The following is a 20,169-nucleotide window of genomic DNA, read 5'->3' on the forward strand; positions in this document are numbered from 1 at the left end:
GTATGTTTCCTACCGTTTCGCATTTTTTAGAATACCTTTTTGGTATTAATTTACCACTTCCTTTCAACACTTTCGGCGTTTTTGTAGCAATTGCCTTTGTAGCGGGTTACTGGGCTTTTACACAAGAGTTAAAGCGCAAGGAAGCTTTAGGTATTCTTCATCCTTTTAAAAAAACGATAACAGTTGGTCAGCCTGCAACAACCTCCGAATTATTCTTAAACGGTCTTTTCGGTTTTATTATCGGTTATAAATTAATTTATGCACTTCTAAATTATAAACTTTTTGTAAGCGATGCACAAAGCATATTAATGTCTACAAAAGGAAACATTATTGGTGGTTTACTTTTAGCAGCATTATTTGCTTATTGGGACTATAAAGAAAAAGACAAACATAAATTAGCAAAGCCGCAAGAAGCAACAGTTACTGTTCATCCATATCAATTAATGAGCAATTTAATTGTTTGGGCTGCAGTTTGGGGATTTTTAGGGGCGAAGTTTTTCGATAACTTAGAATATTGGGACGATTTTGTTCAACATCCGGTAGAGAGATTGCTTTCATTTAGTGGTTTGACTTTTTATGGTGGATTAATTTGCGGAGGTGCGGCTGTTCTCGTTATAGCAAAAAGAAATGGTATAAAACCATTGCACATGCTTGATGTTGGTGGCCCAGGTATGATGCTGGCTTACGCAGTTGGCCGCATTGGTTGTCATTTATCTGGCGACGGTGATTGGGGGATCGTAAATTCAAATCCTAAACCATTTTCTTGGTTGCCCGATTGGCTTTGGTCTTATAAATACCCTAACAATGTAGTTGGTGAAGGTATTCCGATTCCGGGTTGTACTTCTGGTAAATTCTGTAATGAATTAGCTCAAGGTGTTTATCCCACCCCAATTTACGAAGTAATAGTGTGTTTAATTTTATTCGCTTTTTTATGGAGCATTAGAGATAAAATTAAGGCCCCAGGATTAATGTTCGGTATTTATATGATTTTAAATGGGATAGAGCGTTTCTGCATCGAATTGATTCGTGTAAATTCTAAATATCATGTTTTTGGCTTGCCGCCATTTACTCAAGCCGAAATGATTTCTACCTTTCTGATTGTAGGTGGCATCGCACTATGTATTTATGCCTTAAGGAATAAGAATAAATTGGCTTAAATTATCTCAATTTTTATTTTATATCAATAACCGAACTTATTAGCTGTTAAAACACTATGAACTACGAATTACTATGTACTAAAGTTATTTCGATTGTAAAGCTTACAGGGAATTTCATCCGTAAAGAAGCTATGCAATTCGATGCGAATAAAATTGAATATAAAGGCTTGAACGATATGGTTTCTTATGTGGATAAAACTGCAGAAAAAAAACTGGTTCAAAATTTAGAAAAATTAATCCCGGATGCCGGTTTTATCACCGAGGAAAAAACAATAAATAGGGAAGGTAAAACATATAAATGGATTATCGATCCTTTAGATGGTACCACTAATTTTATTCATGGTATTCCTACTTATGGTATAAGCGTTGCACTTTATGAAGATGAATTACCTGTTTTAGGCGTAGTTTACGAATTGAATAGAGGTGAAATGTTTTATTCTTATCAGGGTGGATGCGCATTTCTGAACAAGAAGGAAATCCATGTATCTGTAAATCCTGATCTTAAATCAAGCTTATTGGCTACAGGTTTTCCATACTATAAGTTTGATAAGCAGACCCAATATTTGAAATTGTTGGAAGAAATGATGCAAAAAAGCCATGGAGTTCGACGAATTGGGGCAGCAGCAATTGATTTAGTTTATACTGCTTGTGGTCGTTTCGATGCTTTTTTTGAATATAATTTACAGCAATGGGATTTTGCAGCAGGCTGTTATATTGTTCAGCAAGCAGGTGGAGAAGTTTTTGATTTTTCTGGCGGGAATGAGTATTTTGCTAAAAGAGAAATTTTAGCTACCAATGGCAAGCTAACTGGCGAAATGCTTGAAGCAATTAAAAGGCATTTTAGTTAGGGCATTTTATCTGCGTTAATCTCCGAAATCAGCGGAGAAATAACTGCGCAACAAAGAAAATATCTTTAATAAGAATGGCTCGCTAAATCAGCGAGCCATTCTTATTAAAGACTCTGAAAAATATGCAATTAAAGTGCTTCTGAAACTACTTCAGTAACTTCAGGAACCATTCTTTGTAATAAGTTTTGAATACCAGATTTTAATGTAATTGTAGAAGATGGGCAGCCACTGCAAGAACCACGCAGCTCAACAGTTACAATGCCTTCATCGAAAGATTTATAGGTAATTGCTCCACCATCTTGCTCTACAGCAGGACGAACATAATCGTGCAAAATTTGTTGAATTTTAATTTCAGTTTCAGAACCTTCAAAAGCCGGCGCTTCTTCCGCAGTTGCTTCTTTAATTTTTAATTCAGATTCTACTGCACCCTTAACAAATTCTTTCAAAATAGCTTCAATATCAGCCCACTCAGCATCTTCTGTTTTAGTAACAGTTACAAAATTACTCGCGAAAAATACACCAGTAACAAAATTGAATTTAAACAACTCTTTAGCAAATGGAGAATGTTCTGCACTTTCTTTTGTAGCAAAGTCTTCACTTCCGTTAATTAATAACTTATTCACCATAAATTTCATGGTGGCAGGGTTAGGAGTTTGTTCTGTATATACGTTAATGGTCATGTCTTAATCAATTAGAATAAACAAAATTAACAAATACTGTTTAATAAAGCTTTTATACGCTGTCTGTTTAGCGTCAATTTAATTCTACTAGAAAACGCCGGTATAGTTAAACGGTGTAATTGTTCGCAGTTGAACTTTAACAGATTCAGAAACATTTAAGCCTTCAATAAATTCAGCAATACTTACGGCATTAATTTTCGAGTTAGTTCTAGTCAACTCCTTTAAAGCTTCATAAGGGTTCGGATAGTTCTCTCTTCTTAATACGGTTTGAATTGCTTCTGCAACCACAGCCCAGTTATCATCTAGGTCTGCATTTAAAGCTTGCTCATTTAAAATAATTTTATTCAAACCTCGTAAAGTAGAATTTATAGCAATTAAAGTATGCGCTAAAGGGACACCAACATTTCTTAAAACCGTAGAATCGGTTAAATCTCGCTGCAATCTGGAAATTGGCAATTTAGCTGCAAAAAATTCAAATAGGGCATTTGCAATTCCAGCATTTCCTTCTGCATTCTCAAAGTCAATCGGGTTAACTTTGTGTGGCATTGCCGATGAACCGATTTCTCCTGCCTTAATTTTTTGTTTAAAGTAATTTTTAGAAATATATGTCCAGATATCTCTATCTAAATCGATGATGATATTGTTAATGCGCTTTAAAGCATCACATTGGGCAGCAAATTGATCATAGTGTTCAATTTGTGTAGTATGTTGGGCTCTGGTTAAGCCTAAAGTTTCATTTACAAAACTGTTAGAAAAATCTATCCAATTCACTTTAGGATATGCAATATGATGTGCATTGAAATTTCCAGTTGCACCACCAAATTTTGCACTATTAGGAATTACCTTTAAAACTTCAAGCTGAATACTAATTCTTTCTGCGAAAACCAGAAATTCTTTGCCTAATTTTGTTGGAGAAGCAGGCTGACCGTGGGTAAATGCCAACATTGGGATGTGTTTCCATTCGACAGCTAAAGCATTAATTTTATCTATTAATGATGTAATTACCGGGTAATAACTTTCATTAAGTGCTAACTTTATAGAATAAGGTATTGCAGTATTATTGATGTCTTGAGATGTTAATCCAAAGTGAATAAATTCTTTATAATCTTGTAATGATAGCTTATCGAATTTACTTTTGATGAAATATTCTACGGCTTTTACATCATGATTTGTTACCTTTTCGGTTTCTTTGATTTCAAGTGCATCAGTCTCTGAAAAATTCTCATAAATTTTTCTTAGTTCAGTATAAAAATTTTTGTCAAAGTTTTCTAATCCTGGTAAGTTGATTTCACAAAGAGCGATGAAGTATTCTATTTCTACAAAAACACGGTATTTAATTAATGCCTCTTCTGAAAAGTAAGCAGCTAAACCTTCGGTTGTTTTTCTATAACGACCATCAATGGGTGAAATAGCTTGTAGTGTTGTTAAATTCATTATTTGGAATATAATTTTGGCGCAAATTTACTACAATTGATGGATTTTGAGGTTAATTCTTTAATAAACAATTATGGTCAATAAAAAAAGGCATTGAAATTAATCAATGCCTTTTCCATTAAGAGTAAAGTTAGACTACATTTTTTTAGTCGTGTCCGTCATCATAGTGTCTTTAGCCATAGTATCTTTTACAGTAGTATCAACAACAGAAGAATCAACGGTTGTAGAATCAGTACTCTCAGCTTTTTTTTCTGAGCAAGCAACTACTGATAGAGATAAAGCTAAAGCTAAAAAGCCTAATTTGAATGCATTTTTCATTTTGTTTTGTTTTTGTTGGTTGGTTTTCAATTAATTAATTATAAATTAATACAATAATTTTGAAAAGGTAACCTTTTTTTGTAAAAAAAAAGAGTTTAGACAGAAATCTAAACTCTTTTTTATAAATTAAAGCAAAAAATTAGTGTTTTACTTCAGTTTTTTCAGTTGTAGCTTTAACTGTTGTGTCTTTAACTGTAGAATCTTTAACCATAGTGTCTACGGAAGTAGTATCTGTAACGATGGTAGAAGAATCAGTTAAAGTTGTATCAGCTCCGCCTTCTTTTTTTTCTGAGTTACAAGCTGCAACTGATAAAGATAAAGCTAAAGCTAAAAAGCCTAATTTGAATGCATTTTTCATTTTCGAGATTTTTTTTGTTTTATTTATTAATTATCTCTTAATACCTCAATATTAAAAAGGTAACCCAAAAAAACAAAAAGGCCTTGAAAAATATTTCAAGGCCTTTTTATATAAGTAAAATTAAATTAGTTTTTTACCTCTGTTTTTTCAGTAGTAACTTTAACTGAAGTATCTTTTACTGTTGAATCTTTAACCATAGTATCTACAGTAGTAGTATCAGTAACCATAGTAGAAGAATCAGTCATTGTAGTATCAGCACCATCAGCTTTTTTTTCTGAATTACAAGCTGCAACTGATAAAGATAAAGCTAAAGCTAAAAAGCCTAATTTGAATGCATTTTTCATGTCGAATTTTTTTTAAGTTTTAATTATTTACTCTTAATGCTGCAAAGGTAAAAAGGTAACCCGACAATTTTAAAAAAAATAAAAATATTTTTTTTTACCGTTTGGGTTACTGTTTTAATGTGGATAGTATTAATCTACAGTTAGTAGCTATAAATATTTTTTTTATCTAATATTGGGTTACTATTTACAGAAAAAAGTATTAATTGGTGAATAACGGTTTAAAGAGTTCAGTTCCAACAGATAGAGAGGTAATTTTAGGTATTCTAAATAACTCTGGTGATACACTTAATAAATTATACAAGGCTCATTTTGCAATGATATTGCAATTTATCCTGAATAATAATGGCAACGAAGATGACGCAAAAGATGTTTATCAGGAAGCTATTATTATTTTATACAATAAAGTTAAAGAAGGAGATTTTGAACTTAGCAGCAAACTCAAAACATATATTTATTCAGTTTGCCGTCGTATTTGGTTAAAAAAATTAGCACAGAATAGTAAAAAGACTGGCAATATAACCGATTATGAAGATGTGTTTATTGTTGATGAAGATGTAGAGCATCACGAAGAAAAAGACGCAGCTTTTGTTAAAATGCAATCTGCGCTTGAAAATTTAGGAGAGCCTTGCAAAACCATTATTCAGGACTTTTACATAAATAATTTATCCATGCAGGATATTTGCGATAAGTTTGGTTATACCAATACAGATAATGCAAAAACACAGAAGTATAAATGCCTGCAGCGATTAAAGAAGATATTTTTTAACACTATTAATTGAGATGAGAAACGATTTAGATTTGGATGCAATTATTGAAGATTATCTTCTGGGTAAACTCAATTCTCAGGAAACTGAAGCCTTTGAGCAGTTACGTCTTAATGACGCCACAGTAGATCATAAGGTTGTATCGCATAAAGTATTTCTTCATACAATGGAAGAATATGCTCAGCAATTGCGTTTAAAAGAGCAATTAGATATTTTTCATAGTGAAATTGATGTAGAAACTTTATCATCTCAACTGGGTCCTCATCCTTCACGTATCGTTCAGTTGTGGCGTAGACATAAATCTGCTATTGCGGTCGCAGCCTCATTTATAGCTTTATCTTTTGTCTCTATTTATTCTATTCAACACAATAGCCAGCAAGCTGATAAATTTGTGCAATTAAGTAAGAATGTAACAAATGCTGTGAAAACTCAGAATAATTTGATTAGAAAAATTAGCAGTGATAATTTACCTACAAATAAGCAATCTAATCCAGGTAATTTTGGTGGAACTGGTTTTGCAGTATCTACTAATGGATATATTGCTACAAATCTTCATGTAATAAAAGATGCTGATTCTGTATATATTCAAAATAGCGAAGGTGAATCTTTTAAAGTGAAAGTTGTTCATAGAGATTCTGAATACGATATTGCGATTTTAAAAATAGATGATAAGCATTTCAAAAATTTAGCAGCATTGCCTTATACAATTAAAAAGAACAGTACAGGCGTTGGAGAAAATGTTTATACTTGGGGTTACCCAAAAGATGATGCAGTGTTAGGAGAAGGTTATGTAAGTTCTAAAAGTGGTTTTATTGGCGATACAACGCAATATCAGGTTGCAATTCCTTTAAACCCTGGAAACAGTGGCGGGCCATTGTTAGATAATAATGGTAACCTGGTTGGCATTATAAGTGGAAAAGAAACTTCTGCAGAAGGTGCTTCATTTGCAATAAAATCTAAATATATTTTAGAAGCAATGCGAGCAATTCCCCAAGATTCTTTAGGAAGAAAGCTTACTGTAGATAAAAAAAGTATTTTATCAGGAATGAAGCGTGCTAAGCAAATTCAAAAATTGCAGGATTACGTGTTTATGATTAAAGTTTATAATTAATTTACCCAAACAAATTGATATGCTTAAAGCCTTGTTGGTAAAAACCTTCAAGGTTTTTTTTATTTATTATTTATATCTAAAAATAATATTATGTCTATGTATTTAGTATACTATTTGTTAGATTTGTTAGAATCAACTTAAAAAAATAATATTATGAGCATAAGATTAGGCGATACAGCACCAAACTTCCAGGCAAATACTTCAATTGGTGATATTGATTTTTACGATTATTTAGGTGATAACTGGGGTGTTCTATTTTCCCATCCTGCAGATTACACACCTGTTTGTACAACAGAGTTAGGTCGCACCGCGGCATTAAAAGGTGAGTTTGAAAAACGTAATGTTAAAGTTTTAGCCATAAGTGTAGATACTGCTGAATCACATAATGGCTGGATTAATGATATAAATGAAACTCAAAATACATCAGTTGAATTTCCAATAATTGCTGATTCTGATAAAACAGTTGCAAATCTGTACGATATGATTCATCCCAATGCATCAGAAACATTAACAGTAAGATCGTTATTTGTTATCAGTCCTGATAAAAAAGTGAAACTGATTATAACATATCCTGCATCTACAGGAAGAAATTTTAATGAAGTTTTAAGGGTGATTGATTCGCTTCAATTAACTGCCAATTACAGTGTTGCAACACCGGCCGACTGGAAAGATGGGGAAGATGTAATTGTTATCAATAGCATTAAAACAGAAGATATTCCTGCTAAATTTCCTAAAGGACATAAAGTTATCAAACCATATCTGCGTACAACACCCCAGCCTAATAAATAAAATTTATGGCAAGTTTAAAAGGTAATTATATTATAACTTGGCTTAAAATCGATTGTATTATATATGTAAATTATTATATTTGGTAGTTTTGTTTCAATATTAACGCTTATTCTGATTGTTTTGAGTAATTTAAATTTCAATTAGTTGTAGAAAATTAGAAACAAAGCTATAAGGGTTTATTTTTCATACAATTTTTTATTTTTTTATGGCTAAAGGAAAAGTTAAATGGTTTAACACTCAAAAAGGCTTTGGATTTATTGTTCAAGAAGACAATAAAGATTTATTTGTACATTTTAAAGATGTTTTAGGCGGAATTGAGAGTTTAAAAGAAAACGATCAGGTAGAATTTGAAGTAGCTGAAGGCAGAAAAGGTTTACAAGCTGTAAACGTTAAGAAAGTTTAAGCATAAATTATACATCCCTAAAAGCGAAAAGGCTTTCCATAATTTGGAAAGCCTTTTTAATAATATTGAATTATTGAAGCCTTGATTACGATATTCTGATTTTGATAGTTTTTAGTGAATATTAGAAACTTATCATTGCTACTGCTAATTTTGTATTTCTTGATTAAATCTTCTGCTTTGGCTGGGTAATTTCTTACGATAATATTTCCCTTCAATAGTTTTTTAGTTTTTAATTCACCACCCGAAATAATTTCATCTATTTCAAATATCCTTCCTGGGAAACTATTATTTATCGTTTGTGATATATATAACTGAGTTCGTTGCTGTAACTTTTTTAAATTGTAATGCGTAGCGATTAAATTAAATGCACCCGATTTTAATAAAGCTGCATCGGGCTCATATAGATATTTTTCTAAATTTAAGTCTTCAGCGAAATTAACAGGTCCTGCCAATTGTGATTTTGAAAAACTGAATTCCTTTTCCTGCTCGTTTATAGTAACGGCAACAATTTTAATATCCTTGTCGTAGCCTTTATCGATAACCCAAAGCAATTCTTTGCATTCATTTTTTACACTGATGATATGAATTTCGCTTACGTTTGTTAGCTCTGATAGTCCTGCCGTAATATCCAACAATGGAGCTGTTTTAATAATTACTCTTTGTGATTTTGCAAGTAATAGATTAAGATTGGAAACGACATCAGGTGTACAATCTTTTAGCATAAATACTTTGCCTTTTTCAGCTCTACGGGCAGGATCTATGTATATCGTATCAAATGTTTGGTTTGAGGTATTTATAAATTCTAAACCATCACCTGCAATGAAATCAATATTATTAGCACCTAAAATATTAGCATTATGTTCAGCAGCTGCTGATAGTTCGGCATTAATTTCGCAATGAACAACATGATGTATATTTTTCACAAAATAAAACGAATCTACACCAAAACCTCCAGTTAAGTCAATCAGCGATTTTCCTTTAACTAACTTAGATTTATATTTGGCTGTAATTTCTGATGAAGTTTGCTCTATAGAAAGTGCTTGTGGGTAATAAATATTTTCTGCGACATACCAAGAAGGTAATTTCTTCTCAGCTTTCTTTTTTGCATTAATTTGGTTTGCTAATTCAGCAGCAGTAACGTTATTAAATGGGCTTTTAGCTAAAGCAATTTGATTTACATCTGCATTTAAATTTGCATTGATGTAATTCTGAACGGCTTTATCTAAAATATTGTTATTCATTTCTAATTTGTTTTTCGGTTCAAAACAGTTCTAGTTAAACATAGACATATTGTTTTTAACCAAATAACATTTTTATTAAACTTTGTTTTTCATAACCATTTGGCAAGTGTGTCTGCTTTTAACTTCTAGCAAGATATCTTTATTTATAGCTACTCGATCTATTGTTTGTTGGTTGTAATACCTTATCGTCACCAATTCGAGTCCTTTATTGTATTTAACAGTAAACTGAATGGAAAGTGCAGCAATCAGTTTTGTAATTTTTTCTTCATTATCATCCACACTAACAGAAAAACTAATGGCAGAGTTAAGCATTGTGTTAATCTTAATTTTGTGCTGGTGGAAAAGTTCAAAAATGTTACTTAGATTTTCCTCGATAATAAAAGAATAATCTTTAGGGAAAATAGAAATTAAAGCCTGGTTTATTTTGAATATAAAAGAAGGAACAGGCAGGGGATTGCTCTCCTTTGTAATTGCGGTTCCGCTTGCTTCAGGCTGTAAAAATGAACGTACAAATAGTGGTATGCCTTTATTTTGTAATGGTTTTATGGTTTTTGGATGAATAACGGTTGCACCATAATAGGTCAACTCAATCGCATCGTGATAAGATAGTTGAGGAATCTTTTCTGTTTCATCAAACCATTTTGGGTCGGCATTTAGCACGCCTGGTACATCTTTCCAAATGGTTAAAGCAGTAGCATTTAAGCATGAAGCAAAAATGGCGGCCGAATAATCAGAGCCTTCTCTGCCCAAAGTAGTTGTATAGTTTTCGCTGGTACCACCAATAAAGCCTTGTGTAACGATAATATTTTGATGCAAAAGACCAACCAAATCTCTTTGGATTAGCTGATTGGTTTTGTCCCAATCAACTTTACCTTCACGATAAGTATTGTCTGTTTGTATATAATTTCTTGCATCAATCCAAAGTGTTTTAATATTGGTTTCATTTAACCATGCAGCTACAATTTTAGTAGAAACCACTTCTCCGATTGATACAATCTGGTCGTAAATATAATCTGGATCATTATCAGGCTCATCCTCCAATAGCCAGTCTATTTCTACAAATGTATTGGCTACATCATCGTAAACTGGATTATTGGTTCCTTTAAAAAGTTCTTCAATCAGATTAAAGTGAAAATGTTTTACCTCATCAAAAATCGAATGGGCAGTATCGCTATGCAGTAAGTAAGCTTGTGTAAGTTCTTCGAGTTTGTTGGTCATTTTGCCCATTGCAGATACTACAATTAGCAATTCACCTTTCTTATAATCGCTAACAATATTGGCCAGGTTTTTTACACCTTCAACATCTTTAACAGAAGCACCCCCGAATTTAAAAATATCCATAAATTAAAATTCTTTAATCTGTTCTTTTGAAAAAGAAGCATTTAGCCAGCCCTCTTCTAGCTGAGCTTTATATTTATTATAAAAATTTATTGCCGGTTCATTCCAATCTAAAACTTGCCAAACCATTCCGCTATAATTACCGTTTTTAGTGGTTTCGATTACCTTTTCAAAAAGAATTTTACCAATGCCTTTGCCTCTATATTCTTCAGTTACAATAAAATCCTCCAAATATAATCTGCATCCTTTCCAGGTAGAATAACGGGTGTAATATAGCGCAAAACCAACAATTATATTATCAACTTCTGCAACAAAAGCTCTCCAAACTGGTTTTGAGCCAAATCCGGCATCAATAAAATGTTCTAATGTGACGGTTACTTCTTCGGGAGCACGCTCGTAAACGGCTAATTCGTTAATTAATTCTAATAGTCGAACACAATCATCTGCAACTGCGTCTCTTACATTTAAGTTCGTCATTTTAATTAATTGGCTGAAACATCAGCTTTAAAGTGTTTAATTATTCTTTTACCAAAAATTCCACTGCCTATTCTTACCATAGTGCTACCTTCATCTATGGCAATTTTATAGTCTGCACTCATTCCTGTCGATATTTCTTTAAAATAATCTTCTTTGGTGAAGAAGCTTAGTTTAAGTCCCTCAAAAAATACTTTCAGTTCGTTAAATTCTACAGTAATTTGTTTTTCGTTTTTTGTATTTGTTGCAATACCCATTAAACCTAAAATACGAACGTTTTTCAGCTCAGTGTATGCTTCAGAACGCAGAATTTCTATTATTTCATCAAAAGCCAAACCAAATTTTGTTTCTTCATCAGCAATATAAACCTGTAAAAGACAATCGATTATGCGTTTGTTCTTAAAAGCTTGTTTATTAATTTCCTGCAGAAGTTTAAGGCTATCAACTCCGTGTATTAACTTAACAAACGGAGCTATATATTTCACTTTATTGGTTTGTAAATGTCCAATAAGGTGCCATTCAATATCCTTTGGTAGTTGCAATTGCTTATCAACTATTTCTTGTACATGGTTTTCGCCAAAAACTCTTTGCCCTGCATTATAAGCTTCCAGAATTGCTTCATTTGTTTGTGTTTTAGAGACGGCAATAAGTTTAACCTTGTCGGTTTCTATCTCACTTTTATATTGTTTAAGATTATCAGCTATGCTCATTTATAACTATTTTTGCGTAAAATTAACAACCTTGCCGCAATTTGGGCAAAAAATAATATTTTAATTGAAATGAGAAGATTGATATGGGTTTTAGCGGCAGGAATTATATTGTTTGCTTGTAAACCCAAAAGACCAGCAAACATTATTGAGCCAGATAAAATGCAAAATATTTTATACGATATACATGTTGTTGATGGTTATGTTTCAACTATTCCAACGCCAGATTCTACCAGGAAAGTAAGTGCTGCGTATTACAATGGTATTTATAAAAAATTTGGAATTGATTCTGCAAAGTATGCTCAAAGCATGAATTATTATTATTCACATCCAGCTGATTTAGATAAAATTTACAAAAATATTTCCCGAATTTTAGAGAAGCAAAAAAGATTTATGGAAAGAGCCGACTCATTAAAAAAATCAAAAATAAAAGTACTTCCCGCCGTTAAATAAATATGCTATATCCCGAAAATTGTTTAGAGCGTTTAGGCTTTATAGAAATCAGGCAGCTTATTAGTAAGCATTGTTTAAGTTCGATGGGGCAAACAATGGTTCAAAAGATGCAGGTGATGAATCGTTTTGACCAAATTGATAAATTTCTGCGTCAAACAAACGAATTCAAAAGTATTATCCAAAACCAAGAACCTTTACAAATTAATACCTTTTTTGATATTAAATCTTTGATAGAAAAAATTAGGGTTGAAGGTACTTATTTACTTGAAGATGAATGGTTCCAGATTTATACTTCGTTGCAAACTGTTTTTTCTGTTCTTCGGTTTTTTGAAGAAAGGGCAGAAGTCTACCCAACTTTAGAAGCTCTGTTTGAACATTTGCCTATTGAAAAAAATATTCTGCGTAAGGTAGAAAATGTGATTGATGTTAAAGGTAAAATCAAACCAAATGCATCCAAAGAATTACAGGAAATTTCATCATCAATTGCCAAAGCCGAGCAAGATGTTAGAAAGAGAATGGATTCTATTTATAAGCAAGCAGTTGCTAATAATTGGGTTGCAGATGGAAGTTTAACCATTCGTGATGGAAGAATGTGTATCCCGGTTTTGGCAGAAAATAAACGGAAACTGAAAGGTTTTGTTCATGATGAATCGGCATCCGGACAAACGGTTTATATAGAACCTGAAGAAGTTTTTACACTCAATAATAAACTCCGGGATTTAGAATTTGATAAAAGAAGAGAAATTATTAAGATTCTAATCGCACTAACTGATGAATTGCGACCTTATTCGCCATTGCTATTATCCTATCATGGATTTTTAACCAAACTTGATTTTGTTAGAGCAAAGGCATTATTTGCCATCGAAATAGAAGGGGAGATGCCCGGTTTATTGAAGGAGCCTAAAACAAAATTGATTAACGCAAGGCATCCTTTATTAACCTTATCATTCGCAGCTGAAAAGAAAACGGTAACGCCACTAAACATTCATATAGATGAATCGACAAGAGTAGTTTTAGTTTCAGGGCCAAATGCAGGAGGTAAGTCTGTATGCATGAAAACTGTTGGTTTGTTACAGATAATGCTTCAAACCGGTTTATTAATCCCGGTTGATGCCAATAGCGAAGTTGGGATTTTTGAAAATATTTATGCTGATATTGGTGATGATCAATCTATAGAAAGCGATTTAAGTACGTACAGTGCTCACTTAAAAAAGATGCGCTATTTTGTAGAACACGCTTCGCCCAAAACAATGGTGCTAATTGATGAATTTGGTACAGGCACCGACCCTCAGTTTGGTGGACCAATGGCTGAAGCTGTTTTAGAAGTGCTAAACAATAAAAAAGTACGTGGTGTAATTACAACACATTATTCAAATTTAAAACTATTTGCGGGTAATACCCAAGGTTTGGAAAATGCTTCTATGCTTTTTGATAATTCCAAAATGAAACCACTTTATATTTTGGAGATGGGCAAACCTGGTAGTTCTTATGCATTTGAAATTGCTCAAAATATAGGTTTGCCGAAAGAAGTTATTCAACTCGCCCGACAAAAAACCGGTTCCAATCAAAACCGGGTTGATACCATGCTGGTAGATTTGGAACGGGAAAAGAAAACCATTTATGATACCAAGGTTAGTTTAGCAAATCAGCAAAATAAAGCCAAAAACCTGGTTGCTGAAAATGAAAAATTAAGGGCTTTTTTGGATGAAAATAGAAGAGTTTTAATTAAAGAAGCAAAGCAGGAAGCACAAAATATTATTAAAAATGCCAACAAACTTGTTGAAAATACAATTGCCGAAATTAAAGAAAAGCAAGCCGATAAGGTTATAACAAAGGAGTTGAGGCAGAATTTGCAAAAAGAGTTGGTTAAAAATGCCATTCCTAAAGATAAACCAAAACCACAACTCATAGTTGTTGATGGTGAAATTGCTGTTGGCGATTGGGTTAAATTTACGGATAGCGAAACTACTGCTCAGGTAATGGAAATTAATAGAAACGAGCTGGTTTTGGCTATGGGCGATTTGCGGTCAAACGTGAAGAAGAATCGTGTTCAAAAAATCAGCAACAAGGAGGCAAAAAAAGTTATTCAAAGTAGTGCTGGTTCTTTTGCCGGTAGGATGAATGAAGCTGTTTCAGGATTTAGAGCTGAACTTGATTTGAGAGGTAAGCGAACTGAAGATGCGCTTTTTGAAGTTGAAAAGTATTTAGATAAGGCAATAATGCTTGGCTTTCCGTCCATAAAATTAATTCACGGAAAAGGTGATGGCATTTTAAGAAAAATGATTCGTGAATATTTAAAGAAATATAGTCAGGTAAATAGGATGGAAGATGAACATGCAGATAGAGGTGGCGATGGTATAACCTATGTATATCTGAATTGATAAATCATTGATTATTAAAACTCTAGGCAATTATTTTTGTTGTTATTTAAACCCTATAATTATGAAAGCAATTTTTACCTGTTTGGTTGTGCTACTGATGTGTACAAGCTGCAAAAAAAATAAAAGCGATGATGGTGATACAGGAAATTTACCCGATGTTGAGTTAAAAAATAGAGTTGCTATTTCCGGTTTACGATTTCCATGGGGAATGGTTTATGGCTCTGATAATTTTATTTGGTTTACTGAAAGAGGTGGTAAAATTAGTCGTCTAAATCCTGCCACCGGACAAATAGTTCCATTACTTACCATATCGGAAGTACGTGAAAATGGAGAAGGTGGTTTACTTGGCATTGCTCTAAACCCTGATTTTACTACAAATGCATGGGTTTTTGTTGCATACAATTATGGTAGTAGCTATAAAGAGAAGATTGTTCGTTATACTTATTCAGGAGGAATATTAAATAATCCATTAACAATTATTGATAATATTGGTGCGTCTTCTACACACAACGGTTCGCGTTTATTGATTAGTGGAGGGAAACTTTTTATTTCAACCGGTGATGCCGCAGATACCAATACACCACAAAATATAAATTCTACTTCGGGTAAAATTCTAAGATTAAATTTAGATGGTTCAGTACCATCAGATAATCCATATCCCAACAACCCGCTTTGGTCATACGGGCATCGGAATCCTCAAGGTTTGGTACAGGTGGGTAATAAAATTTTCTCTTCGGAGCATGGACCTGATTCGGATGACGAAATCAATGTCATTGAAAAAAACAGAAATTACGGCTGGCCTAATATTAAGGGTTTATGTAACGAAAGTGGAGAGCAGGGTTTTTGCTCAACTAATAATGTTGCGGTTCCATTAATTACCTGGACACCAACCATTGCGCCTAGTGGAGTGGCTTATTACAATTCTGATTATATTCCTCAGTTTAAAAATTCATTATTATTAGCAGTGTTGAAAAACACCAAGCTTATGCAGCTGAAATTAGATGATGCTCAAACTAAAATTGATGGAACGAGGGATTTCTTTGTGAATACTTATGGCAGAATGAGAGATGTCTGTGTATCGCCAGAGGGAAAAATCTATGTGTGTACGAGTAACGGAAGCGATGATAAAATAATCGAAATTTATAAATAATTATTTTTTATCCTTACCAGGACATTTCTTACATCGTTTTCCTTTTTTATATTTTTCGCAGCATTTTTTGTGTTCGGCAGTGCAGCTGAATATAAAACCCATCCCTTTTTGAAATTCTGGGTCTGTTGGAATTCTTAAATCATCGTTATCATTAAATATCACGTTGCAAAGGTAATTGTTATTTAGATTAATTCCAATTAATTATTCTTTAAAGGAGTGTTGAAGTTATGTTCAAATCCTGCATCAAATATTTTAAAAAGCTATCTGCTTTCTGTACTTTAGCGGCCTAACCAAAATATTCATAAAATGATAAATAAAGTTGTATCAGGCGCTGAAGAAGCCATCCATGATATATCTGATGGCGTTACCATTATGCTTGGCGGATTCGGATTATGTGGCATTCCCGAAAATTGTATTAATGCTTTGGTTGAGAAGAAAATCAGTAATTTAACTTGTATCTCAAATAATGCTGGTGTAGATGATTTTGGAATAGGATTGATGTTAAAGCAACGTCAGGTTAAAAAAATGATATCTTCTTATGTTGGTGAAAATGCTGAATTTGAAAGACAACTTTTAAGTGGCGAACTTGAAGTTGATTTAATACCTCAAGGAACACTTGCAACCAGATGTTTAGCTGCTGGTTACGGTATGCCTGCGATATTTACACCTGCTGGTGTGGGTACCGAAGTTGCAGAAGGAAAGGAAATCAGAAATTTTGATGGGAAGGATTATCTGATGGAATATGCTTTTGACGCTGATTTTGCGTTGGTAAAAGCCTGGAAAGGGGACACCGCAGGTAATTTAATTTTTCGTTCTACGAGTAGAAATTTCAATCCGGTAATGGCAATGGCGGGCAAAACTACTATCGCTGAAGTTGAGGAATTGGTAGAAGCTGGTGAGTTGGATCCCGACCACATACACACTCCCGGAATTTATGTTCATCGCATTTTTCAAGGCAAGGATTATGAAAAAAGAATTGAACAACGAACTGTTAGACAGAAATAGGTTATTGGTCATTGGTTTATTGGTCATTAGTTGATTGGTTCATTAGTCATTAGCTTCATTCACTCAATATTTACTAATTCTCTCATTCAAAATTCACTCATTCATACTCTTTCATTTAATATTTAATGTTATTTATTCACTAATTCACTAATTCTCTCATTCAAAATTCACTAATTCACTCATTTTTAAAAACATGGCATTTTCAAAAGAAGAAATCGCACAACGTATTGCTAAAGAAATAAAAGATGGTTACTATGTAAACCTTGGTATCGGAATTCCAACACTGGTTGCAAATTATATTCCACAAGGAATAAATATTGTTTTACAATCAGAAAATGGCTTATTAGGTATGGGGCCATTTCCATTTGATGGAGAAGAAGATGCTGATTTAATTAATGCAGGTAAACAGACGATAACAACTTTACCAGGCTCATCAATATTCGATTCGGCGATGAGTTTCGGAATGATTAGAGCTCAAAAAGTTGATTTAACCATATTGGGTGCTATGGAAGTATCTGAAAACGGAGACATAGCAAACTGGAAAATTCCGGGCAAAATGGTAAAAGGAATGGGCGGAGCGATGGATTTGGTTGCATCGGCAAAAAATATCATTGTTGCTATGCAGCATATAAACAAAGCTGGTGAAAGTAAATTATTACAAAAATGTACTTTGCCTTTAACAGGTATAAAATGTATCAAAAAAGTTGTAACAGAATTGGCCGTTTTGGATATTCTGCCAGAAGGTGGATTTAAACTTTTAGAACGTGCCCCAGGTGTGAGTGTTGATTTTATTAGGCAATCTACTTTAGGAAGATTGGTTGTAGAAGGGGAAATCCTGGAAATGCGACTGGATTAAATTATTGATTCGTTAGGACTTAAATCACGCGGTTAAATTGGTTATAGCGAAAGAAGCATAACACAACTAAGTAAATCTTTCCTGCTTTAAACAAATATTCCTTGAGCCAATAAAAGACAGACTTTTGTAATGAAGAATTAAAGCTAAATCTTTTATCTTCATAAGTCTCCATTTTTTTTAATTTATATCAACTAGAATACTATTTCTTAAATTATTTGAAATGTCTTCCGTGATTGTGATAATTTCATCGGGTTCATTTGTATTATTCATTACAATTTTATGGCAATCATTTTTATACGGTAATAGATATTCTTTATAAGCCGGTACAACATGATTATGCCATTTATATAAAACATCTTCTTCCGGGTAGCCGCGTTCCAAACCATCACGTTTTACACGTCGATCAAGAGCAACTTGCTCATCTGCATCAACAAAAATCATGTGATCCAATAATGCAGCTATTTCTTTAAAATGAAGAATAAATAATCCTTCAACAATAATTATGGGTGCTGATTTTATTTCTAGGATTTTAACAACGGCTAAAGGGTTATTAAAATTGTATTCTTTTTTGTAGACCACTTCACCCGCCAGGAGCTGTTTAATGTCTTTTAAAAACTGCTGACTATCGATTGTTGATGGTAAATCAAAATTAAAAAGTTTGTTTTCTTCTTGAGACATATCTCCGGCAGGGATATAATAATCATCCTGAGAAACTAAAGTAACCTCATCTTGTTTAAAATGATGAAGGAAACAGTTTAAGAAAAAAGTCTTGCCCGAACCACTTCCTCCGGCAATTCCAATTATAAATGGTTTCTTATTCAAGCTCATGTACACCGTACGTTAAATTGCAAAAAAATCTTTTGTCTAAAGCACCCAAAGAGTCGGCTACAGCTTTAGTCATTACAATTATAACATCTTTTGTGGATTCGTTCTCGGTAAATTTACCAACAACCTTTGCCAATGCAGTACGATTAGTCATTGGGTTGGTTAACTTAATTATCGTACCAATAGGGGCGGTGCGGTGTAAAACTAACATTTTCGACGCATCTAAATCTACATCGGTAATGGAAACTGCCGTTCCTTTTTCTTCAATTTGGTTCAATCCATATTTACTTGGTGCGCCACGGAGTTTAGGGTCTTTAAATGCTGTACTATCTGGATTTACTTCTTGTTCTTGCTTAGATAAATCATTAACCGATTTTGGTTCAGGTGGTTTTGGGATAATTAACTTCTGACCAACTGCTATCGCATTATCGTTTAGTTTATTTGCCGTTCTAATTTGATAAGCCGTTAAATTAAACTTCTTTGCAATATTAAAAATAGTTTCTCCGGCTCCTACTGTGTAAAGAAAACCTTCGCTTGTAGCAGTATCTTTTACAATAACTTCTACTGTTTTCTCTTTAACAACAGGAATTTCGGTTGTAATCCCGGTAGGTATTTTCAAAACCTGACCAGTATTTAGGGTATTATCACTTAAATTGTTTAAACGCCTGATTTGATATGCCGTAATGCCATATTGCTGAGCGATTTTAAATATACTTTCGCCTTTTTTTACCGTGTGAGTACCTGTAGCATCTTTAACTTCTGTTGCAATTTGAACAGTCTCTACTGTTGTTACAACCTTATCTTCTTGGATATTTTTTGTGGCAGGAATTTTTAATTTTTGACCAATTCGTAAGTTATTCCCCGAAAGATTATTCAGTTTCTTTATTTCTTCAACCGTTGTTCCGTATTTCTCTGCAATTTTGCCTAAAAATTCTTTCGGTTGAACAGCATGCTCTATCAATGTTTGGCTAACAGCATCAGTAGTTTGCTGAACGGGAATTTGTTCTACAGGTTTTTGTTGCTCTTTTGATGCAAAAGGTACCGTAGAGTTTTGAACTTGTAAATTTTCAGCATTTTTTACAGGAATTTTTAATACTTGACCAATTCTTAAATTACTGTTTGTTAAATTATTTAATGCCTTTAATTCATTAATAGATGTACCATACTTTTCGGCCAGCATATTCAAATTGTCTTTTGGCACTACAATATGCTCGCTTACATTTATTGAGGTAGAAGCGGTTCGCTGAACATCATTTCCTGAAGAAATAAAAGGAATATTTGTAGGTACTTTTATTATAACACCAATTTTTAGGTATTTATTTTCATTAAAAGCCATGATTTCTTTTGGCTGAACATTGTATCTTCTTCCAATAGAATAATAGGTATCTTTTGTAGCTGTTTGATGAATAATTAATTTTTTACCGTTATTATTTTCTACTCCTATAGAGTCGATCACTGCGTTTGCTTTAGTATTTGTTGCATTTAAAGCAATTAAAACTAAAGCAGTTAAGCCTATCTTATACATTTATTTTT

22 protein-coding genes are annotated in these 20,169 nt (G+C 33.1%); 11 read left to right on the forward strand and 11 right to left on the reverse strand.

Annotated elements, in window-relative coordinates; all coding sequences use genetic code 11:
• The first annotated feature begins 2 nt into the window (after positions 1-2).
• Together IEV50_RS09195 and IEV50_RS09200 are read left to right on the forward strand one after the other, a co-directional pair.
• A complete protein-coding gene (locus IEV50_RS09195) occupies positions 3-1,157 on the forward strand; it encodes a prolipoprotein diacylglyceryl transferase (protein ID WP_188413340.1) in 1,155 nt (384 codons plus the stop codon).
• 56 nt (positions 1,158-1,213) lie between these two features.
• On the forward strand, positions 1,214-2,005 hold the full coding sequence (locus IEV50_RS09200; RefSeq protein WP_188413343.1) for an inositol monophosphatase family protein: 792 nt from the start codon (positions 1,214-1,216) through the stop codon (positions 2,003-2,005).
• A gap of 128 nt (positions 2,006-2,133) precedes the next feature.
• Here the strand turns inward: IEV50_RS09200 and IEV50_RS09205 are convergent, their stop codons facing one another.
• From IEV50_RS09205 to IEV50_RS09225, 5 genes are all read right to left on the reverse strand, one after another.
• Positions 2,134-2,685 carry a NifU family protein gene (locus IEV50_RS09205; RefSeq protein ID WP_188413345.1) on the reverse strand — a complete coding sequence of 184 codons (552 nt, stop codon included), beginning with the start codon at positions 2,683-2,685 and terminating at the stop codon, positions 2,134-2,136.
• An 87-nt stretch (positions 2,686-2,772) separates the two neighbouring features.
• Positions 2,773-4,119, reverse strand: a complete 1,347-nt coding sequence (gene purB, locus IEV50_RS09210) for an adenylosuccinate lyase (protein WP_188413347.1) — start codon at positions 4,117-4,119, stop codon at positions 2,773-2,775.
• A 135-nt stretch (positions 4,120-4,254) separates the two neighbouring features.
• Complete coding sequence (locus IEV50_RS09215; RefSeq protein WP_188413349.1) at positions 4,255-4,437, reverse strand: hypothetical protein; 183 nt, start codon at positions 4,435-4,437, stop codon at positions 4,255-4,257.
• Positions 4,438-4,576: 139 nt separating this feature from the next.
• Entirely contained in the window at positions 4,577-4,795 is a 219-nt protein-coding gene (locus tag IEV50_RS09220; protein WP_188413351.1) for a hypothetical protein, read from the reverse strand.
• A 125-nt stretch (positions 4,796-4,920) separates the two neighbouring features.
• Entirely contained in the window at positions 4,921-5,139 is a 219-nt protein-coding gene (locus tag IEV50_RS09225) for a hypothetical protein (protein WP_188413353.1), read from the reverse strand.
• A gap of 206 nt (positions 5,140-5,345) precedes the next feature.
• Between IEV50_RS09225 and IEV50_RS09230 the strand changes: the two genes are divergently transcribed.
• The 4 genes from IEV50_RS09230 to IEV50_RS09245 all read left to right on the forward strand — a co-directional run bounded on the left by IEV50_RS09230 (position 5,346) and on the right by IEV50_RS09245 (position 8,206).
• Entirely contained in the window at positions 5,346-5,918 is a 573-nt protein-coding gene (locus IEV50_RS09230) for an RNA polymerase sigma factor (RefSeq protein WP_188413355.1), read from the forward strand.
• Position 5,919: 1 nt separating this feature from the next.
• The gene (locus IEV50_RS09235) at positions 5,920-7,014 is read left to right on the forward strand and encodes a S1C family serine protease (protein ID WP_188413357.1); all 1,095 of its coding nucleotides are present in this window, start codon (positions 5,920-5,922) and stop codon (positions 7,012-7,014) included.
• 153 nt (positions 7,015-7,167) lie between these two features.
• Positions 7,168-7,803: a peroxiredoxin gene (locus IEV50_RS09240; RefSeq protein ID WP_188413359.1), complete on the forward strand. Its 636-nt coding sequence runs from the start codon at positions 7,168-7,170 to the stop codon at positions 7,801-7,803.
• 205 nt (positions 7,804-8,008) lie between these two features.
• Entirely contained in the window at positions 8,009-8,206 is a 198-nt protein-coding gene (locus tag IEV50_RS09245) for a cold-shock protein (RefSeq protein WP_188413361.1), read from the forward strand.
• Between the two features lie 56 nt (positions 8,207-8,262).
• Here the strand turns inward: IEV50_RS09245 and IEV50_RS09250 are convergent, their stop codons facing one another.
• The 4 genes from IEV50_RS09250 to IEV50_RS09265 form a co-directional block, all read right to left on the reverse strand.
• A complete protein-coding gene (locus IEV50_RS09250) occupies positions 8,263-9,447 on the reverse strand; it encodes a THUMP-like domain-containing protein (protein ID WP_188413363.1) in 1,185 nt (394 codons plus the stop codon).
• A gap of 75 nt (positions 9,448-9,522) precedes the next feature.
• Positions 9,523-10,788, reverse strand: coding sequence for an aspartate kinase (locus IEV50_RS09255; protein WP_188413365.1), 1,266 nt, complete (start codon positions 10,786-10,788; stop codon positions 9,523-9,525).
• Between the two features lie 3 nt (positions 10,789-10,791).
• Complete coding sequence (locus tag IEV50_RS09260) at positions 10,792-11,262, reverse strand: GNAT family N-acetyltransferase (protein WP_188413367.1); 471 nt, start codon at positions 11,260-11,262, stop codon at positions 10,792-10,794.
• Positions 11,263-11,267: 5 nt separating this feature from the next.
• Entirely contained in the window at positions 11,268-11,969 is a 702-nt protein-coding gene (locus tag IEV50_RS09265; protein ID WP_188413369.1) for a YggS family pyridoxal phosphate-dependent enzyme, read from the reverse strand.
• Positions 11,970-12,038: 69 nt separating this feature from the next.
• Here IEV50_RS09265 and IEV50_RS09270 point away from each other — a divergent pair, with 69 nt between their 5' ends.
• The 5 genes from IEV50_RS09270 to IEV50_RS09290 all read left to right on the forward strand — a co-directional run bounded on the left by IEV50_RS09270 (position 12,039) and on the right by IEV50_RS09290 (position 17,811).
• On the forward strand, positions 12,039-12,419 hold the full coding sequence (locus IEV50_RS09270; RefSeq protein ID WP_188413371.1) for a DUF4296 domain-containing protein: 381 nt from the start codon (positions 12,039-12,041) through the stop codon (positions 12,417-12,419).
• A 2-nt stretch (positions 12,420-12,421) separates the two neighbouring features.
• Positions 12,422-14,800: an endonuclease MutS2 gene (locus tag IEV50_RS09275; RefSeq protein WP_188413373.1), complete on the forward strand. Its 2,379-nt coding sequence runs from the start codon at positions 12,422-12,424 to the stop codon at positions 14,798-14,800.
• A 61-nt stretch (positions 14,801-14,861) separates the two neighbouring features.
• Entirely contained in the window at positions 14,862-15,950 is a 1,089-nt protein-coding gene (locus tag IEV50_RS09280) for a PQQ-dependent sugar dehydrogenase (protein WP_188413375.1), read from the forward strand.
• Between the two features lie 306 nt (positions 15,951-16,256).
• Positions 16,257-16,955 carry a CoA transferase subunit A gene (locus IEV50_RS09285; protein WP_188413377.1) on the forward strand — a complete coding sequence of 233 codons (699 nt, stop codon included), beginning with the start codon at positions 16,257-16,259 and terminating at the stop codon, positions 16,953-16,955.
• Between the two features lie 193 nt (positions 16,956-17,148).
• Positions 17,149-17,811 carry a CoA transferase subunit B gene (locus IEV50_RS09290; RefSeq protein ID WP_188413379.1) on the forward strand — a complete coding sequence of 221 codons (663 nt, stop codon included), beginning with the start codon at positions 17,149-17,151 and terminating at the stop codon, positions 17,809-17,811.
• 177 nt (positions 17,812-17,988) lie between these two features.
• Here IEV50_RS09290 and IEV50_RS09295 read toward each other — a convergent pair whose 3' ends face one another.
• Together IEV50_RS09295 and IEV50_RS09300 are read right to left on the reverse strand one after the other, a co-directional pair.
• Entirely contained in the window at positions 17,989-18,633 is a 645-nt protein-coding gene (locus tag IEV50_RS09295) for a uridine kinase family protein (protein WP_188413689.1), read from the reverse strand.
• A complete protein-coding gene (locus tag IEV50_RS09300; protein WP_188413381.1) occupies positions 18,626-20,161 on the reverse strand; it encodes a LysM peptidoglycan-binding domain-containing protein in 1,536 nt (511 codons plus the stop codon). Before IEV50_RS09300 ends, IEV50_RS09295 begins: the two co-directional genes overlap by 8 nt.
• Positions 20,162-20,169: the final 8 nt, after the last annotated feature.

Origin of the sequence: Pedobacter mendelii, from assembly GCF_014635725.1 — a bacterium.
GTDB lineage: Bacteria > Bacteroidota > Bacteroidia > Sphingobacteriales > Sphingobacteriaceae > Pedobacter > Pedobacter mendelii.

Excerpts from the sequence above, each read along its gene's own strand:
- IEV50_RS09265 (WP_188413369.1), bottom strand. The coding sequence starts at position 11,969 with ATGAGCATAGCTGATAATCTTAAACAATATAAAAGTGAGATAGAAACC.
- IEV50_RS09220 (WP_188413351.1), bottom strand. The coding sequence starts at position 4,795 with ATGAAAAATGCATTCAAATTAGGCTTTTTAGCTTTAGCTTTATCTTTA.
- IEV50_RS09280 (WP_188413375.1), top strand. The coding sequence starts at position 14,862 with ATGAAAGCAATTTTTACCTGTTTGGTTGTGCTACTGATGTGTACAAGC.
- IEV50_RS09240 (WP_188413359.1), top strand. The coding sequence starts at position 7,168 with ATGAGCATAAGATTAGGCGATACAGCACCAAACTTCCAGGCAAATACT.
- IEV50_RS09290 (WP_188413379.1), top strand. The coding sequence starts at position 17,149 with ATGGCATTTTCAAAAGAAGAAATCGCACAACGTATTGCTAAAGAAATA.
- IEV50_RS09215 (WP_188413349.1), bottom strand. The coding sequence starts at position 4,437 with ATGAAAAATGCATTCAAATTAGGCTTTTTAGCTTTAGCTTTATCTCTA.
- IEV50_RS09255 (WP_188413365.1), bottom strand. The coding sequence starts at position 10,788 with ATGGATATTTTTAAATTCGGGGGTGCTTCTGTTAAAGATGTTGAAGGT.
- IEV50_RS09285 (WP_188413377.1), top strand. The coding sequence starts at position 16,257 with ATGATAAATAAAGTTGTATCAGGCGCTGAAGAAGCCATCCATGATATA.
- IEV50_RS09250 (WP_188413363.1), bottom strand. The coding sequence starts at position 9,447 with ATGAATAACAATATTTTAGATAAAGCCGTTCAGAATTACATCAATGCA.
- IEV50_RS09200 (WP_188413343.1), top strand. The coding sequence starts at position 1,214 with ATGAACTACGAATTACTATGTACTAAAGTTATTTCGATTGTAAAGCTT.
- purB (WP_188413347.1), bottom strand. The coding sequence starts at position 4,119 with ATGAATTTAACAACACTACAAGCTATTTCACCCATTGATGGTCGTTAT.
- IEV50_RS09275 (WP_188413373.1), top strand. The coding sequence starts at position 12,422 with ATGCTATATCCCGAAAATTGTTTAGAGCGTTTAGGCTTTATAGAAATC.
- IEV50_RS09235 (WP_188413357.1), top strand. The coding sequence starts at position 5,920 with ATGAGAAACGATTTAGATTTGGATGCAATTATTGAAGATTATCTTCTG.
- IEV50_RS09195 (WP_188413340.1), top strand. The coding sequence starts at position 3 with ATGTTTCCTACCGTTTCGCATTTTTTAGAATACCTTTTTGGTATTAAT.
- IEV50_RS09270 (WP_188413371.1), top strand. The coding sequence starts at position 12,039 with ATGAGAAGATTGATATGGGTTTTAGCGGCAGGAATTATATTGTTTGCT.
- IEV50_RS09205 (WP_188413345.1), bottom strand. The coding sequence starts at position 2,685 with ATGACCATTAACGTATATACAGAACAAACTCCTAACCCTGCCACCATG.
- IEV50_RS09245 (WP_188413361.1), top strand. The coding sequence starts at position 8,009 with ATGGCTAAAGGAAAAGTTAAATGGTTTAACACTCAAAAAGGCTTTGGA.
- IEV50_RS09260 (WP_188413367.1), bottom strand. The coding sequence starts at position 11,262 with ATGACGAACTTAAATGTAAGAGACGCAGTTGCAGATGATTGTGTTCGA.
- IEV50_RS09225 (WP_188413353.1), bottom strand. The coding sequence starts at position 5,139 with ATGAAAAATGCATTCAAATTAGGCTTTTTAGCTTTAGCTTTATCTTTA.
- IEV50_RS09300 (WP_188413381.1), bottom strand. The coding sequence starts at position 20,161 with ATGTATAAGATAGGCTTAACTGCTTTAGTTTTAATTGCTTTAAATGCA.